Genomic DNA, 15,918 nt, shown 5'->3' with positions numbered 1-15,918 from the left:
CCGTGGGCCATCCCCGTCACATCCGTTCAGGTGGTCAGGCCCGCATGCGGCATGCGGGCGCGCCCGTGGCATCCCCATAGGGGGACGCCGTGGCGGGGGCTACTTGCCGGGGGCGTAGCCGAACCACTTCATGTACAGTTTGTCGTAGGTGCCGTCGGCCTTAACCTTCTTGAGGGCCTCGTTCACCTTGGCCACCAGCGGGCTGCCCTTGGGGAAGCCGATGCCGTACGACTGGCCCTGGTACAGCGGGCCCACGGTCTTCACCTTGCCCTTGCCGGCGGTCATGGCGAATTCCTTCACCACGGGCATGTCGAACACCACGGCGTCGGCGCCGCCGCTCATCAGTTCGAAGAACATGCCGTCGTTGTTGGGGAACAGCTTCACTTCCTTGGCGCTGGCGCTGGCCTTCACGAAGTCCACGGAAGAGGTGGCGGTCTTGGTGGCCACGATCTTGCCCTTCAGGTCTTCCACAGACTTGATGGCGGCGTCGCCTTCGCGCACCAGGATCATCAGGCCGGAATCGTAGTAGGGGGCGGAAAAGTCGATGACCTGCTGGCGCTCGGCCTTGATGGTGATGCCCGCGATGCCCACGTCGATGTTGCCGGTCTGCAGGCCGGGGATGATGCCGTTGAAGTCCATGGGCTGCAGTTCGTACTCCACGCCCACGATCTTGGCCACGGCCTGCCACAGTTCGATGTCGAAGCCGGTGTACTTGCCGTCCTCGCCCTTGAACTCGAAGGGCTTGAAGTTGGTGTCGTGCGCGACGACGAGCTTCTTGGCCATGGCGGGGGCGCACAGCGCGGCCACCAGGGCAAGGCCGAGGGCGATCTGGATGAGACGCTTCATGTGGTTCCTCCGGTCTGTTGCGGCGCGGGCGCTGATGCGCGCACGGCCCGTGGTGCGCTCGCGCGGCGTGCGCGCGAACCGGATAGGCATTGCAGAATCCGGGCGGGAAATCAAGGTCGCGCGGGCGCAGCGGCGGCTGGTGGGCGGCCCTGCGAGCTGCGTGTCGGGCCTGCGGCTGGGTCGCGTCTGGCCGTGGCGGGCGGAAAAGGCAGTTCCCGAAGGTGGATGGAATGGCAAACGGGCCGGAAGGGTGTCCTTTCCGGCCCGTGCGGTTTCTGGCGATGCGCGGGCGGGGCGTGCCGCCGACCGCAGGCGCGTCGGCGTGGTTCGCCCTGTGGCTGTGTTCGGCTAGGCCTTTTCCGGGGCCGGGCAGGCGGCCTGGCCGGGTTCGCCGTCGTCGAAGAAGGCCAGGCTGGCGGACGAGATGACAACGATCACCGAGCCCACGTTGTGGAACACCGAGGCCGCCACCGGCGAGAGCAGGCCGTAGCCGCTGCCCAGGATGGACAGCGCGTTGAACAGCATGCCGAGCCCGATGTTGATCTTGATCAGCGAGATGGACCGGCGGGCCAGCCGCACCAGGAAGGGCAGGCGGCCGATGTCGTCGTGGGTCAGGGCCACGTCGGCGGTTTCCAGGGCCACGTCGGTGCCCGCGCCGCCCATGGCCACGCCCACGTCCGCCCCGGCCAGAGCGGGGGCGTCGTTGATGCCGTCGCCCACGAAGATGACAGTTGCCCCGGACTGCTGCTGGGTGCGGATGGCCGCAAGCTTGTCGGCGGGCTTCAGGCCCGCGCGCCAGTAATCAATGCCCGCCTCGGCCGCGATGCGCGCGGCGGCGGTCTCATGGTCGCCGGACAGCATGCCCGCGTGGGCCAGGCCAGCAGTGCGCAGGCCGCTGACGGCGGAGCGCGCGCCGGGGCGCAGGGTGTCGGTGACGGCCAGCAGCCCGGCTGGGGCAGCATCCACGCGCACCAGCAGGGCAGTGGCTCCGCGCCCGCGCAGGGCGGCCAGCGGGGCCGCAAGGCCGGGGGCGCGTTCGGCCAGTTCCGCCTCCACCTCGGCAGTTACGCCGCAGACTTCCACGGCGTGGCCGTCCACGGTGGCGCGCACGCCAACGCCCACCTCGGTGAACGCGCCCTCGGCCGGGGCGGGGGCTATGGACCGCGCCTCGGCCCCGGCCACGATGGCCCGGGCGATGGGATGGGTGCCGCCCGCCTCGGCCCCGGCGGCAAGGGCCAGCAGCCGGTCGGCGCTGATGGGCGGCGCGCCGTCGGCCGTCTTGCCGCCGGGGGGCACGGGCAGCACCTCGTCCAGTTCCGGACGGCCGAACGTGAGGGTGCCGGTCTTGTCGAACAGCACCAGCGAAGCAGATGCCACGCCTTCCAGCGCCTGCCCGCCGCGCACGATGATGCCCGCGCGGGCGGCGCGGCCCACGGCGGCCACGGCGGCGGTGGGCGCGGCCATCAGCAGGGCGCAGGGGCACCCGGCGATGAGCACGGCCACGGCGCGCGAGGTCTCGCCGGACACGGCCCAGGCCACGGCGGCGCAGACCAGCACCAGCGGGGTGAACCACCGGGCGTACCTGTCCACCAGCCGGGCGGCCTTGGGCTTGTGGGCCTCTGCGTCTTCCACCAGGCGAACCACCTTGCCTATGGTGGTGTCTTCGCCCACGCGCTGCGCCTCTACCACGATGACGCCGTTGTAATTCATGGTGCCCGCCAGCACAGTGTCGCCCGCCACGCAGGACCGGGGCAGCGGCTCGCCGGTGATGGATGATTCGTCCACGGCGGTGACGCCGGAAACGATCACCGCGTCCACGGGGATGCGCTCGCCGGGGCGCACTCGCAGGTGCTGGCCCACGCGCACCTCGGCGGCGGGCACGGTGCGCTCGCGGCCGCCCGGCTCGACGATGGTGGCGGTGTCGGGCGTGACCTCGGCCAGCGCCCGGATGGAGCGGCGGGCGGCGTCGCTGAGAAAGCCTTCGATCAGCGAGCCCGCCTTCATGATGCAGGCCACGATGGCGGCGGACAGGTATTCGCCCTGCGCCACCGAGGCCACGAGGGCGATGGACACCAGTTCGTCCACGTTGACCTGCTTTTCCAGCAGGCCTTCCACCGCGCCCTTGACGATGGGCAGGCCGTTGATGGCGGCCCCGGCCAGCGCCAGCGCGGCGGCCAGCCATGCGGGCGCGCCCGCCAGAGTGGTGGCCCAGGACACGGCGGCCAGGATGCCGCCCAGCAGGCAGAGCAGGGTTTCACGCGAGGAAATGAGCTCCCGGTAGGAGCCGGGGCAGGCGAAGCGTCCGATCACGGGGTGTGCCTCCAGAATGTTTGACGGTCAAACTTCTTTATGTGCAAGATAGTTTGACCGTCAAGGTATTTCTGGGGGGCTGCGCAACAGGCCGGATGAAAAGGGAAACTCGCCGGGTTTGAAGAGGGGGCTGGCAGGCATGGCTGCCGGGGTTCACCTACCCCAGGGCCACGTCCAGGGTCATCATCAGGGTGAACCCGGCAATGACGCCCATGGTGGCAAGGTCGCCGTAGCCCGAGCCCTGCGACTCGGGAATCACCTCTTCCACCACCACGAAGATCATGGCCCCGGCCGCGAAGGCCAGCGCATACGGCAGGATGGGCCGCGCCCAGACCACGGCCGCCGCGCCCAGTACGGCGGAGATGGGTTCCACCATGCCGGATGCCTGCCCGAACAGGAACGCCTTCATGCGCGAAAACCCTTCTCGACGCAGCGGCACGGACACAGCCGTGCCCTCGGGAAAGTTCTGGATGCCGATGCCCAGCGCCAGGGCCACGGCCCCGGCCAGCGAGGCCGAGGGCAGGTCCGCCGCCACGGCGCCAAAGGCCACGCCCACGGCCAGCCCTTCCGGGATGTTGTGCAGGGTGATGGCCGTCACCAGCAGGGTGGAGCGCTGCCACGTGCTGGGCAGGCCTTCGGCGTGCTCGATGGGGTTGTGCAGGTGCAGGTGGGGCAGCAGCATGTCCACCAGCCGCAGGAACAGCGCGCCCAGCACGAAGCCCACGGCGGCGGGCACGAACGACCAGCGGCCGAGGTGCTCGGACATCTCCAGCGCGGGGGCCAGCAGCGACCAGAAGCTGGCCGCGATCATCACCCCGGCGGCAAAGCCCAGCATGACGTCCAGCGCCTTGCGCGAGAAGCTTTTGGTCAGGAACACCAGCGCGGCCCCCAGGGCGGTGACGCCCCAGGTGAACAGCCCGGCGATGAAGGCCTGCAGGACGGGATCGAGGTCGGCGAAGGCGGTGGGCATGTCCGGTCTCCGTTGCGGGTGGAGGGAAGTCGGCCGGAAGGCTTCAACGCGCCGAGTATACCCGGAAACGGGCCGTAGTCCACAGTGGATGCGCGGTGGGACGGTGATGCGCCGCCCACGCCTGCGCTACGCCCGGCGGGAGTAGCGCAGTTTCAGCCAGATCACGGCCAGTATCAGCCCCAGGCCCACGGCGTTGGCGGCCATGACCGGCCACGATCCGATGCCCACGCCATAGACCAGCCACAGGGCCACGCCTACGGCCAGCAGCCGGAAGGTGGGCAGCGAGATGTCGTCGGCGGAGCGGGTGCGGGCGATGCGCACCACCTGGGGCAGGTAGGCCAGCGAGGTCAGCAGGCCCGCCACGTAGCCGATGACCTCGACCAGCGTGGACAGGGTGGCGGAATCGGTGGTCGGCGCGGGCATGGGGCCTCCGGGCGGGGGCTGGGATGTGTTGTCGTGCGGGTCAGCGGGTCAGCGGGTCAGGGCGTGGCGTCGCCGGGGCCCAGATTGCGCTGGTCGCGATGGTCGTCTTCTTCCCCGTCCATGCGCGCGGCCAGCACCTTCACGTCTTCGGCCAGTTGGCGCAGCGCATAGTAGAACGCGTAGAACTGGGTGAGCATGGCCAGGTCGAAGCGCCTGGTGGCCCCGGCCTCGCGCAGGGCGCGCAGTCGGGCGTCGGCGCGGGCGATGGCGTCTTCCAGCGCGCGGTTGGCGCGGGGGCGCTCGCCGGGGGCGGATTCCGCCCCGTCCGCACCGCCCGGCCCGTCCGGCCCGCTCGTGCCGCCCTCGCCCGCCGTTCCGGCAGGGGCGTTCGTGCCGCCCAGGCCGAACCGTTTCGCCATCCCGGCCAGGCCGGGCCGCGCGCCGGTGACGCCGGTGGTTGCGGCGGCCATGCGGCGCAGGGTGTGGGCCACGGTTTCCGCCAGGGCGCGCATTTCGGCGGCCATGATGATGTCGTAGCCGTCGGCGTCGCAGGCGTTCAGGCTGCGCAGCATCACCCGCAGATGGTCGGTGGTGCGCTCCACCACGGTGGAGAGCGTTTCCAGCGGCTGGTTGTCGTAGAAGTAGATCAGCGATTCGTGGCGGCGCACCTTGGAAAGCCGTTCGCGGTTGCGCGGGGTGGCGCGCAGCAGCGGGTCCAGCAGGTCTGCGGGCACGTGGGCCTGCCGGGCCAGGAACCGGTCCACCAGGGTGGTCATGTGGTCGGCGCAGTTTTCGACCTGCGAGGCCAGGTCGCGCCGCAGGGACACCGCCGCGCGCACCGGCCACAGCGTTACCGTGACCACGAAGGCGCAGCCCACGCCGATGGCGATTTCCAGCACCCGGAACAGGCCCACGTCGATGCGCCCGGCATGGCCCGCGCTGGCCAGGATGACGATGCTCACGGTGATGGCCGCCATGCGGTAGCGCGGGTCCCACCGGGTGAGAAAGGCGCACAGCCCGGTGGTCACGAACAGGGCCACGCCGTTCCATACCGGTGTGTCCGGAAAGAGCATTATGGCGATGACGCCCATCACCGCGCCCATGACCGTGCCGATGAATCGGTACAGACACATCTCGATGGCGTCTGCCACGTTCATCTGCATGGCGATGACGGCGGAAATGACGGCCCAGTAGCCGTATTCGATGTGCAGCACGTCGGCCACCACCAGGGCGAGCACGGCGGCGATGCCGGTCTTCAGCCCGTGGCGGATGTGAGCGGGGGATATGTCGGCGAGGGTGGGGCGACGCATGGCGGTCTCGGTCGCTGGCGTGGACGGCAGTTGGGGGTGGTAGGGGGCGTGGGCGCGGGGCTGGCGTGGATATGGATGCGGCCCCGTGCCGCGCCAGTTCCGACCGATTCCGGAGGGCACCACATACGCCGGGGCTGCGCGGCTGGCAAGCGGGGTGGGGCACGATGTCGCGGTGGTGCACCGGTGGCCGTCGCGAGGCCGGTTGCGGGCCAGTTTCGAGCCAGTTTCGAGCGGACGCGGCACCGGATGCGCTGCGCCTGCGGGCGGAAGGGCAAGGCCTCCCGCGCAGGCGTGCGCGGCGAGCTTCGGCCGTAGGCGGCTACGCGGGCTCGATGCGGGTGTGCGCGGCCACGTAACGCCCCACGCCGTACAGGTACAGGAAGTAGGCCAGGCCGAAGGTGACGATGGACAGCAGCAGCCAGATCAGCGCGTGGCCCACTTGCGCGGCCAGGTCCAGGTCGCAGACCAGCCGCTGGCGCGGCGCGCCGTCTCGCTCCACGTAGGTGCGGTTGATGATGAACTTGGCCAGGGCATACGGATAGAAGAACACGCCGATGCCCAGCGTGCACAGGGTGATCAGGAACCACAGCACGGCATGGCCGAAGCATTCGACCATGGTGACGTCGGTGCGGAAGGTGCCGGTGGTGAAGGGGAACATGGGGCCTCCGGTAAGGGGGGAAGGGGGGTGTTTGCGGGACGCATGGTGCCCGGTGCGCCGGGGGGAAAGATCCAAGAATGGTTGTACCATAGCATGGTTGCGTGTGTGGAGGTCAAGCGGGGTGGAGGGGCGGAAGTGCGGGATGGGGTGGGGAGGGGGAAGGGGTGCGCTGTTGGGCGCGGCTTCTACGAAGGCAGTTGTGCCCTGTTGATTCCGCTCGATTTCGTTATGTCTCCGACGGGCAGGGGGCCGTGAAACGACGGCCCCCTGCACCCCCGCGTTCCAGGGGGGCTTCGCAGCTCCTGGACCCCCGGCTTATCCTGCACCGCATTCCCTGCCGGGCAGCTTCCCTTCGGCGCGGTGCGCCTTCGGGCGATCTGCCCGGCGGAATGCGTATGTGCGCGCTGCTCCCGGTGGCATGGCGAAGGTTCGGGGTGTGTACGTACCGTGGGGTGTCCTGCGCGGCGTCCCTTCGGCGTCAGCTTCCCTTCGGCGCGGTGCGCCTCCGGGCGATCTGCCGCCGGTGCCGCCGATGCGCGCGCGTCTCTCGTCGCCATGGCGAAGGTTTTTTTGGGGGGGCGTTGTTGGGCACGGCTTCTACGAAGGCAGTTGTGCCCTATTGATTCCGCACGATTTCGCTATGTCTCCGACGGGCAGGGGGCCGTGAAACGACGGCCCCCTGTCCGCCGGAGGCATAACGAAATCGAAGGTGAGCTTGGAGGCTGGCGTGTCTTCGTAGAGGCCGCACCCATCAGGGCACTACTCCTCTCCACTCCACGTCTTTAGCCCGCCACCGCGCCGCCCCTACCTTCTCAAGAACGATGGCAGCGCGAAATACACCCCTGCCACCGCGTCAAACATCCCGCCGGGCAGGAACGTCGCTATCCTGAATAGCCGAAACTTCAGCGAAGACCCTGCATACGGGGCAATGGCCGCCCGCGCCTCGCTTCCCTTTCCCTCGCGCCATAGTGCCACCCCGCGCTGGAACGCGGCGCGGCGGCGCAGCAGCGCCACAAGGTCGGCGTAGTCTCGCTCGTAGTCGCGGTACATGCGGATGTGCTTGGCCAGGATGGCTTCCGTCTCGTCCGCGAACTGGGCGAACTTGCGGAAGGTGGTGCTGCCGCCGTGCACCCGCCAGCGGGCCAGCGGCGCATCCACGTGGTCCAGTTCCCAGTCCCAGGCGATGCGATAGAACACGTCCGCCTCTTCGCACACGTTCAGCGATTCGTCGAACCAGTGCCCGCCCATGCCCGGCGCGTCCAGTGCGCTGCGGCGGATCACGGCGGAGGACATGGAAATCCACTGGGTGGTCATCAGTTCGCGGAACACCTTGCCGCGCGCGGGCGGCGCGGCCTGGAACTGGCGGCTCAGTTCCTTGTCGCCGCTGAACATCACCGTGTCGCAACTCACCAGCCCCACGGCGGGGTTGGCGCGGAACAGCGCCACCTGCCGGGCCAGTTTTTCCGGATGCCACAGGTCGTCGCAGTCGAGAAAGGCGATGAACTCGCCCCGCGCGCGGGCAATGGCCAGGTTGCGCGCCGCGCCCAGCGGCACGGTGCGCTCGGCGCGGAAGTAGCGCACCTTGTCGCCGCAGCTTTGGGCAATGTCCGCGCTGTAATCGGAGGACCCATTGTCCCAGAACACGATTTCCCAATCGTCAAAGGTCTGGGCGAACACGCTGTCGATGGCGGCGCGCAGGTGTTCGCCGCAGTTCAGGCAGTTCATGATCACGCTGACTGTGGGAGCGGGGGGGGCGGAGTGGGCGGCGGTGTCGGTCATGGCAGTTTGTTTCTCAGGGAAGGAACCGGGGGCGGTTTTTTTCGAAGAGTTGTCGGAAGTTGTGTTTGTCTGCCACAAGCGGGCAGACAAAGATGGGGGTGCAGGGGGCGATAGTCCCCTGCCCGCCGGAGGCGTCAAAAAAATCGCCCCCTACGCCAGCGCCTCCAGCAACGCATCGCACACCATATCCACGTCGGCGTCGCTCATGCCGGGGTGCAGGGGCAGGGTGGTCAGCTGGCGGCCCAGCATTTCGGTGACGGGCAGGGACTGCGCGCCGCCGCCGTAATAGGTCAGCAGGTGGTTGGGCTTGTAGTGCATGCCGGTGGGAATGCCCTTGGCCTGCAACGCGTCCACCACGTGGAGCTTCCTGTCGTCCAGGATGCGCACCGGAAAGATGTGCGGCACCACCACGTCGCGGGGGTCCGTGGTCAGCAGGGCCAGGTGCGGCGCGCCGGCAAGCCGCTGGCGGTAGCGCGCGGTCAGGCGCATCCGCGCCGGGGCGAATTCGCCGGGCAGGCGGGCCAGCTGCACGCGGCCGATGGCGGCCATGATGTTGCTCATGTGATAGCGCCAGCCCTGCCGGGTGACGTCGAAATCCCAGCTGCGCTGGCCCGAGAAGCGCTTTTCCGTGTCGTTGGCCACGGACAGCAGGCGCGCGTCGCGGCACAGTTGGGCCACGGCCTGGTCTGCGGTGACGATGCACCCGCCCTCGCCGCTGGTGATGTTCTTGATGCCGTCGAAGCTGAAGCAGGCGATGTCGCCAAAAGTGCCGATCATGCGGCCGTCGTGGCGGCAGCCGAAGGCGTGGGCCGCGTCCTCGATGACGCGCAGGCCGTGCTTCTGGGCAAAGGCGTGCACCGCGTCCAGCCCGGCGGGGTTGCTGGCGTAGTGCACCGGCATGATGGCGGCGGTGCGCTTGGTCAGGCGGCGCTCTGCGTCGGCAAGGTCGATGGTGCAGGTTTCCGGCAGGGCCTCGCAGGCCACGGGCACGGCCCCGGCCGCGCTGATGGCCTGGAACGAGGCCACGAAGGTCAGCGACTGCACCAGCACTTCGGCCCCCGGCTGCACGGCGGCCTGCACGGCCAGGTGCAGGGCGGCAGTGCCGGTGTTGGCGGTGACCACGTTCTGCGCGGGCACGCCGAGGTAGGCGGCGATGTCTTCTTCGAAGCGCTTCACTTCGTTGCCCATGCCGAGGTAGCCGTCCTCGAGGATGACGCGGCTGACGGCGTCGGCTTCGGCCTGGCCCACGATGGACCGGGAAAGACGCAAGGCGGGGGTGGTCATGGCGTGTCGCTCTGGTGTTGGCGCGGACGCGGGAGCGCCGCGTGGCAAGTTGTGGACGGGAAATTCGCTGTAGGCCCCGTGGTGGCCGTGCGGGAACCACGGGGCCGAAGGATGCGTGATGCACCGGCGGGGGGCTGGCGACCCTGCCGCCCGCCGCCTACCAGCGGTACGGAATGTCCGGCGTATCCCTGGGGGCGCGTTCGCTTTCGGTGGGGTCGTGCGGCAAATCCGCGCAGTTGCAGATCAGCGCGGGCGTTTCGCTTACCGCGCTGAACCCGTACCACACCAGCGGGGGGATGCGCAGCATCCGGTAGTTGTCCGGCCTGCCCAGCAGGAATTCTTCGGTCACGCCGAAGGTGGGCGAGCCGGGGCGGCTGTCGTGGATGACCACCTTCATCCGCCCCACGGGCACCGCGAAGTGCTGCGTCTGGCGGGTATGGCGTTTCCACGCCTTCACCGCGCCGGGCTCCACTTCCGAGAAGTACAGCTCGCCGAAGCTCATGAACATGGGCGAATCGGGCCGCAGCATTTGCAGCACGGGGCCGCCCTCGGTGGGAATGACGCGCAGGTCCAGCGTCACCACCCCGTCGATGGTCGTGGCGTTCACGGCAGCATCCTTTGCGCGTCGGGCGCTACTTCGCCCAGGCAAGGCCCTTGGCGGCGGCCTTGTCGGAGTATTCCGCGATCTGGTTCATGGTGAAGGCGTACATGTCCGCACGGGCGGCACCCTGCGGCGCGTAGAACGCGCGGTACCATTCCGCCGTGAAGCGGATGGTTTCGGCGAAGTTCAGCGTGGCCTGCCAGCCAAGGTAGGCCAGCGACTTGTCGCAGCACAGCTTGAGCAGGGTGCATTCCTTCATGCCCGCCTGCCCGGCGCGGTCCATTTCGCTGGCGAAGCCGGGCCAGTAGGGGGCAAGGGCGTCCACCACCTCGGCCACGTTGTTGTTCACGTCTGCCGCCGGGCCGAAGTTGTAGGCCTCGCCCGAAAGGGGGAACGGCCCCTGCTCGTTCAGCAGCAGTTTCGCGCCCAGCCACAGGTAGCCGGAAAGGGGTTCCAGCACGTGCTGCCACGGGCGCGTGGCCCACGGGCTGCGGATCTGCACGGCCTTGCCAGCGGCCCAGGCCCGCGCGCAGTCGGGCACGATGCGGTCCGCCGCCCAGTCGCCGCCGCCGATGACGTTGCCCGCGCGGGTGGTGGCGCAGCGCACGCCGTTCTTGAAAAACGAGCGGAAGTAGGAGTGCGCGATGATCTCGGCGCAACCCTTGGACGCGGAGTACGGATCCTCGCCGCCAAGGTGGTCTGTTTCGCGGTAGCCCCACACCCATTCGTCGTTGCGGTAGCACTTGTCCGAGGTGATGCACACCACGGCCTGCACCGAAGGCGCGCAGCGCACCGCTTCCAGAATGTTCAGGGTGCCCATGGCGTTGGCTTCAATGGTGGCCGCCGGGTCGTCGTACGACTTGCGCACCAGCGCCTGCGCCGCCAGGTGGAACACCACCTCGGGCGCGAAGTCGGCCACGGCCTTGCACACCGCCGCGCGGTCGCGGATGTCGGCGCGGATGTCAGTGATGCGCGCGCCAAGGCCCAACTCATCGAAATTGGCGGGGCTGGTGGGCACGTCCACCGACAGCCCGGCCACTTCCGCGCCAAGCTGCAACAACCACGCGGTCAGCCACGACCCCTTGAACCCGGTATGGCCGGTGACCAGCACCTTGCGGCCGCGATAGGCATCTGCAAACATTGTATGTTTCTCCGTATTCTCGACGGGGGAGGCGGAGAGGGAACCGGGGGAAGGGACCCTTTGTAAAGGGTCCCCTTCCCCCGGACCCCCATCCCCCTAAACATTCATTATGGACGGGCAGCCATGGAAAGGGGCTGCGGAGAAGTGTTCAGAAGGCGCAGCCAGCGGGCGAAAGGCCCGTCTGAACTATACCTTGAAGCCCTTGGCCCACGGCGCACTGCCCTTGTCCCACATCGCGTTCAGCTTCTGCCAGTCGCGCAGGGTGTCCATGCATTCCCAGAAGCCTTCGTGGGGGTACATGGAAAGCTGGCCGTCGGCGGCAAGGCGTTCCAGCGGCTGCTTTTCCAGGTCGCACGATTCGTCCTCGTCCAGGTAGTCGAGGAATTCGCGCTTGAACACGAAGAAGCCGCAGTTGATGTATTCGTTCAGCACCGGCTTTTCCTGCCAGGACAGGATGTTGCCGTCCGCGTCGGTCTGCACCGCGCCAAAGCGCGAGGGCATGCGCACGCCGGTGAAGGTGCCGATCTTGCCCGACTTCTTGTGGAACTCCACCAGCTTGTCGATGTCGATGTCCGACACGCCGTCACCGTAGGTGACCATGAAGCGGTCGGTGTCGATGTGCTGGGCCACCCGTTTGATGCGCGCGCCCTTCAGGGTTTCCTGCCCGGTATCGCACAGGGTTACCTTCCAGTCGGTGCAGCTGTTGCACTCGTGGGTGGTCATGGCGCCGGTGGCGAGGTCCACGGTGAAGTCGGTGTTGCGGATGCGGTAGTCGTGGAAATACTGCTTGATCACCTCGCCCTTGTAGCCCAGCGGCAGGACGAAGTCCTTGTGGCCGTGGCGGGCGTAGATGCTCATGATGTGCCACAGCACCGGGCGGCCGCCGATCTCGACCATGGGCTTCGGCTTGAATTCGGTTTCTTCGCGCAGGCGGGTGCCCTTGCCCCCGCACATGATGATGACCTTCATGCGATACCTCGTGATGGGGTAATGTGCTGTCGTCGTCCGGGTCGTTATAGCAGAACGCGCGGCGTTGCGGAACGGCCTGCGGCCGATGCCGCCGGGGCCGGGGGGCGCCCTGTCGCACGGTGCGCGCGGCGCACGCGGCGCGCCCTGTGAAAAGCGTGGAATGCGCCTGAATTGTTGGCCGGGTGCAGTGGGTGGGGTGGGTGCGGTGGCGTCATGATGACGTGCGGAACCTCCGTTCCGCGCGCGGGTGGGGGACCGTTCTTGCGGGGGCGGCGCGGCGCACTGGCGCGCCGCGTTTCCGCCGGAATTTCCGGCCCTTCTTCGTGGCGTGCTAGATACGCTTGCGCGTGGCGCTTGTCCATAGGTGCGGCGCGTGATTTTCGCGGCGGTTCGGCGCGTGCGGTCAGGGCCGCGCCCCACGACGCCTTAAGACCCGCTAGGGAAACCGCTTGCCCGCCTTCTGTGCGCGCAGCAGTTCCTCGAATTGCGCGGCGGGCACCGGGGGCGAGAACAGGTAGCCCTGCCCCCGGCCGCAGCCCAGCGATTTCAGCAGCACGTACTGCTCCACGGTTTCCACGCCCTCGGCCAGCGAGGTGACGCCAAGCCCGGCCGCTATGCCCAGCATGGCCCGCAGCAGCGCCAGCGACGAGGCGTCGGGCAGATCCTTCACGAACGAACGGTCGATCTTGATGAGGTCGAAGGACAGCGATTGCAGGTACGACAGCGACGAGTAGCCGGTGCCGAAGTCGTCGAGCACGATGCGCACGCCAAGCTCCGTCACCGCGTCAAGCATGGCCCGCGCCTTGTCGATGTTCTCCATGTACACCGTTTCGGTCATTTCCAGGGCCAGTTGCGCGGCGGGCAGCCCGCTGGCCTCGAGAACGGCGCGAATGTCGCCGGGCAGGTTGCCCCGTTGCAGATGCCGCGCCGAAATGTTGCCCGAAACGCGCAACCGCCCCAGCCCCGCCTCGGTCCAGGCCTGCACCTGCGGGCAGGCCTGCGAGAGCACGGCCAGGTCGATGCTGGTGACAAGGCCGGTCTGTTCGGCCACGGGAATGAAGTCTGCGGGCGACACCAGCGTGCCGTCGGGCTTGCGCCAGCGCGCCAGCGCCTCTGCCCCCACGATGCGGCCGCTGCCCAGGTCCACCACCGGCTGGTAGTAAGGCACGATGTGGCCCAAGGCGATGGCGGGCCGCAATTCGGCGTCCACCTCCAGGCGGCGCTGGGCCGCCTGGGTCAGTTCCGGGGTGTAGAAGCGGTAGGTGTTCTTGCCCGCCGCCTTGGCCCGGTACATGGCAAGGTCTGCGCAGCGCACCAACTGGCCGCCGGTGTCGCCGTCCTTGGGGTATCCCGCGATGCCGATGCTGACGCCAAGGTACACTTCCGCATGCGCCACACGGAACGGCGTGGAGAATTCGCCGATGAGCCGTTTGGCCAGGTCGGCGCAGGCTTCGCTGCCGCCCTGCGACGCGGTGACGATGATGAATTCGTCGCCGCCAAGGCGCGCCACGGTCTCGTCCGGCCCCAGCACCCGTGCCAGGCGCGTGCCCACCTCCATCAGCACCACGTCGCCCGCAGCGTGGCCCATGGAATCGTTGACCAGCTTGAAGTCGTCCAGATCCAGCAGCAGCACGCCCAGCGCGCCCTGCCGCTGGTGGGCGGCGGCCAGCATGTCGTTGAGGCTGTCGAGCCCGCGCAGCCGGTTGGGCAGGCCGGTGAGGGAATCGGTGAAGGCCAGTTCCTGCAGCCGGGCCTCGGCCAGCTTCATGTCGGTGATGTCGCGGATGAACGCCACGGACTGGCGGGTGTGCGGAATCATGGTCACGGTCATGGCCACGTGGTGCATCCCGCCGGAGGCGTCGATAAGCCGGGTCTCGTATTCCCTCGGCGCGGCCGCGCCGTTGCGCCGGTCTGCATGGTAGCCCAGCATGCGGGGCACGTCGCGTTCGTGGAAGAAGCAGGTCCATGACGGGTGGCGGTCCAGCATGGCCTGGTCCGCGCGGGCCAGGCGCAGGAATTCCGGGTTGGCCAGCGCCACGGAGGTATCCTCGTTGATGAGGATGGCGGGCGTGCCGGTGTTCAGGAACATGGCCCGGTACTGCTCCTCCGATTCCTCCAGCATGCGTCGGGTATGTTCCAGGTCGCTGATGTCGATGAAGGTTTCGAGCAGGTATTCCCTGTCCTCGCGAGAGATGGGCACCACGGACTTCAGGATGTCCATCTCGCCGCCGGAGGTCAGCAGGGTGCGCTTGGCATGGTCCACGGGCTGGCCCAGGTCGCAGACCGGGCACGCGCCTTCTTCCGCCGGGCACACGAACTGGTGGCAGCGCCTGCCCACCACCTCTTCCGTGGTGCGGCCCAGCAGGGCGCAGGCATGGCGGTTGATGCTGACGATGGTGCGCGTCTCCCGGTCCACCAGCATGATGCCCACCTTGAGGGCGTCGAGCATTTCGGACAGGAACCGCTCGTTCTCGCGGATGGCGTGGAAGGCCCAGGCGGTGACCTCGGCAAGGCGGTCCAGTTCGTCCCCGCCCTGGGGCATGCCCGCCAGCTTGGCGGCGGGGACATTGGCGGCCACTCGTTCGCTCAACGCGGCAAGCCGCGCCAGCACCCGCCGGTCAAGGAACAGCAGGCCCGCGATCAACGCAAGGATGCTGAGCGTCAGCACCACCAGCAGGCCGCTGTGCACGATGTTGCGCGCGGTTTCGCCCAGGGCGCGGGGGGCCTGGACGATGACGGCCAGGGGAGCGCCGCCGTTCAGGTCGGACAGCAGCGCGCCGCTCCAGATGGTGTGGCGGTCCACACCCACCACGGGAGTTTCCGGTGCGGGCCTGTCCCGCATGGGGACGTCAGTGAAGGCATCGGCAAGTTTGCGCAAGCTGGCGGGCAGGTTATCGGGCAGGGCCGGAACAAGGGCGAGTTCCAGTTCCGTGTTCCGGGCCAGCTCCTTCTGGTACGGATCATCGACCAGACGGGCCATCCATATCCAACCACGAGGGGGGCGGCTTTGCAGCGAATCGAGCACCGGGCGGCAGGCCGCCATCCAGGTGGCATCGCCGATGCGGACCAGCCCGGACAGCCCGTCATGCTGCACGGTGTGGGGCAGCGTGGCGACGGCTTGGCGCATGAAGGCGAGCAGGGCGGGATGGACCCTTTCCACGCCGCCGCTGACAATGTCCGGCGCGGCGGAGTGGACCGCCCGACCGTCGCTTGAAATATAGGCTATGGCGTCCAGGTGCTGGTCGCGAAAGACTTCGGGCGTGATGTTGCTTTCGATGTAGGCGGGATTGACGTCGACCATGAACTGGTAGGAATCATCCCACCAGGCCCAGTCCTTGAGCAGCGCATCCAGCCTGCGCACGTCGCTTTGCAACGCGTTGACCGCTCGGCGGGCGTTGGCTGCGGCAAGTTCGTGTTCGAAGGCGTCCAGCCTGCCAACCACCAGTGCCCCGGTGGCCAGCACGCAGATCAACCCCAGCGCGCAGAAGATGGCCGTAAGGCCGAAGGCCGCCCCCCCACGCAGGCTGCGGCGGGGGCCGGTTGCGGCGGGAGGATGTGCCGGCGTTTCCGGGGACGAAGGCTGGTTCCGTGCGCCTGTGTTCATTGGTCGCGTCTATGAATTGCAGT

Annotated in this window: 12 protein-coding genes; all 12 read right to left on the bottom strand. The window is 68.4% G+C overall.

The window, feature by feature from the left end; all coding sequences use genetic code 11:
* Positions 1 to 99 precede the first annotated feature (99 nt).
* The 12 genes from glnH to RVX_RS16390 all read right to left on the bottom strand — a co-directional run bounded on the left by glnH (position 100) and on the right by RVX_RS16390 (position 15,895).
* Positions 100 to 846 (bottom strand): glutamine ABC transporter substrate-binding protein GlnH, encoded by a 747-nt coding sequence (gene glnH / locus RVX_RS16445; RefSeq protein WP_116307642.1) that lies wholly within the window; start codon positions 844 to 846, stop codon positions 100 to 102.
* Positions 847 to 1,194: 348 nt separating this feature from the next.
* Positions 1,195 to 3,156, bottom strand: a complete 1,962-nt coding sequence (locus RVX_RS16440; protein ID WP_116307644.1) for a heavy metal translocating P-type ATPase — start codon at positions 3,154 to 3,156, stop codon at positions 1,195 to 1,197.
* Positions 3,157 to 3,313: 157 nt separating this feature from the next.
* Entirely contained in the window at positions 3,314 to 4,126 is an 813-nt protein-coding gene (locus tag RVX_RS16435; RefSeq protein WP_116307646.1) for a ZIP family metal transporter, read from the bottom strand.
* 126 nt (positions 4,127 to 4,252) lie between these two features.
* On the bottom strand, positions 4,253 to 4,549 hold the full coding sequence (locus tag RVX_RS16430; protein ID WP_116307648.1) for a SemiSWEET family sugar transporter: 297 nt from the start codon (positions 4,547 to 4,549) through the stop codon (positions 4,253 to 4,255).
* A gap of 56 nt (positions 4,550 to 4,605) precedes the next feature.
* Positions 4,606 to 5,859: an FUSC family protein gene (locus RVX_RS16425; RefSeq protein WP_116307650.1), complete on the bottom strand. Its 1,254-nt coding sequence runs from the start codon at positions 5,857 to 5,859 to the stop codon at positions 4,606 to 4,608.
* 319 nt (positions 5,860 to 6,178) lie between these two features.
* Complete coding sequence (locus RVX_RS16420; RefSeq protein ID WP_116307652.1) at positions 6,179 to 6,517, bottom strand: DUF6693 family protein; 339 nt, start codon at positions 6,515 to 6,517, stop codon at positions 6,179 to 6,181.
* Between the two features lie 804 nt (positions 6,518 to 7,321).
* A complete protein-coding gene (locus RVX_RS16415) occupies positions 7,322 to 8,296 on the bottom strand; it encodes a glycosyltransferase family 2 protein (protein WP_116307654.1) in 975 nt (324 codons plus the stop codon).
* Between the two features lie 150 nt (positions 8,297 to 8,446).
* The gene (locus tag RVX_RS16410) at positions 8,447 to 9,580 is read right to left on the bottom strand and encodes a DegT/DnrJ/EryC1/StrS family aminotransferase (protein WP_116307656.1); all 1,134 of its coding nucleotides are present in this window, start codon (positions 9,578 to 9,580) and stop codon (positions 8,447 to 8,449) included.
* Between the two features lie 157 nt (positions 9,581 to 9,737).
* Positions 9,738 to 10,187: a dTDP-4-dehydrorhamnose 3,5-epimerase family protein gene (locus RVX_RS16405; protein WP_116307658.1), complete on the bottom strand. Its 450-nt coding sequence runs from the start codon at positions 10,185 to 10,187 to the stop codon at positions 9,738 to 9,740.
* A gap of 25 nt (positions 10,188 to 10,212) precedes the next feature.
* Positions 10,213 to 11,322 carry a CDP-glucose 4,6-dehydratase gene (gene rfbG / locus RVX_RS16400; RefSeq protein ID WP_116307660.1) on the bottom strand — a complete coding sequence of 370 codons (1,110 nt, stop codon included), beginning with the start codon at positions 11,320 to 11,322 and terminating at the stop codon, positions 10,213 to 10,215.
* Between the two features lie 186 nt (positions 11,323 to 11,508).
* Complete coding sequence (gene rfbF, locus RVX_RS16395; protein ID WP_116307662.1) at positions 11,509 to 12,291, bottom strand: glucose-1-phosphate cytidylyltransferase; 783 nt, start codon at positions 12,289 to 12,291, stop codon at positions 11,509 to 11,511.
* 436 nt (positions 12,292 to 12,727) lie between these two features.
* Entirely contained in the window at positions 12,728 to 15,895 is a 3,168-nt protein-coding gene (locus RVX_RS16390) for an EAL domain-containing protein (protein WP_116307664.1), read from the bottom strand.
* Between the last annotated feature and the right edge of the window lie 23 nt (positions 15,896 to 15,918).

It is taken from the genome of Nitratidesulfovibrio sp. HK-II, assembly GCF_003402415.2.
In the GTDB taxonomy this organism is placed as follows: domain Bacteria; phylum Desulfobacterota; class Desulfovibrionia; order Desulfovibrionales; family Desulfovibrionaceae; genus Cupidesulfovibrio.
The sequence above is the reverse complement of the archived record's forward strand: the minus strand, read 5'-3'. Positions and strand labels throughout refer to the sequence as shown.

Excerpts from the sequence above, each read along its gene's own strand:
- glnH (WP_116307642.1), bottom strand. The coding sequence starts at position 846 with ATGAAGCGTCTCATCCAGATCGCCCTCGGCCTTGCCCTGGTGGCCGCG.
- RVX_RS16435 (WP_116307646.1), bottom strand. The coding sequence starts at position 4,126 with ATGCCCACCGCCTTCGCCGACCTCGATCCCGTCCTGCAGGCCTTCATC.
- RVX_RS16430 (WP_116307648.1), bottom strand. The coding sequence starts at position 4,549 with ATGCCCGCGCCGACCACCGATTCCGCCACCCTGTCCACGCTGGTCGAG.
- RVX_RS16425 (WP_116307650.1), bottom strand. The coding sequence starts at position 5,859 with ATGCGTCGCCCCACCCTCGCCGACATATCCCCCGCTCACATCCGCCAC.
- RVX_RS16420 (WP_116307652.1), bottom strand. The coding sequence starts at position 6,517 with ATGTTCCCCTTCACCACCGGCACCTTCCGCACCGACGTCACCATGGTC.
- RVX_RS16415 (WP_116307654.1), bottom strand. The coding sequence starts at position 8,296 with ATGACCGACACCGCCGCCCACTCCGCCCCCCCCGCTCCCACAGTCAGC.
- RVX_RS16410 (WP_116307656.1), bottom strand. The coding sequence starts at position 9,580 with ATGACCACCCCCGCCTTGCGTCTTTCCCGGTCCATCGTGGGCCAGGCC.
- rfbG (WP_116307660.1), bottom strand. The coding sequence starts at position 11,322 with ATGTTTGCAGATGCCTATCGCGGCCGCAAGGTGCTGGTCACCGGCCAT.
- rfbF (WP_116307662.1), bottom strand. The coding sequence starts at position 12,291 with ATGAAGGTCATCATCATGTGCGGGGGCAAGGGCACCCGCCTGCGCGAA.
- RVX_RS16390 (WP_116307664.1), bottom strand. The coding sequence starts at position 15,895 with ATGAACACAGGCGCACGGAACCAGCCTTCGTCCCCGGAAACGCCGGCA.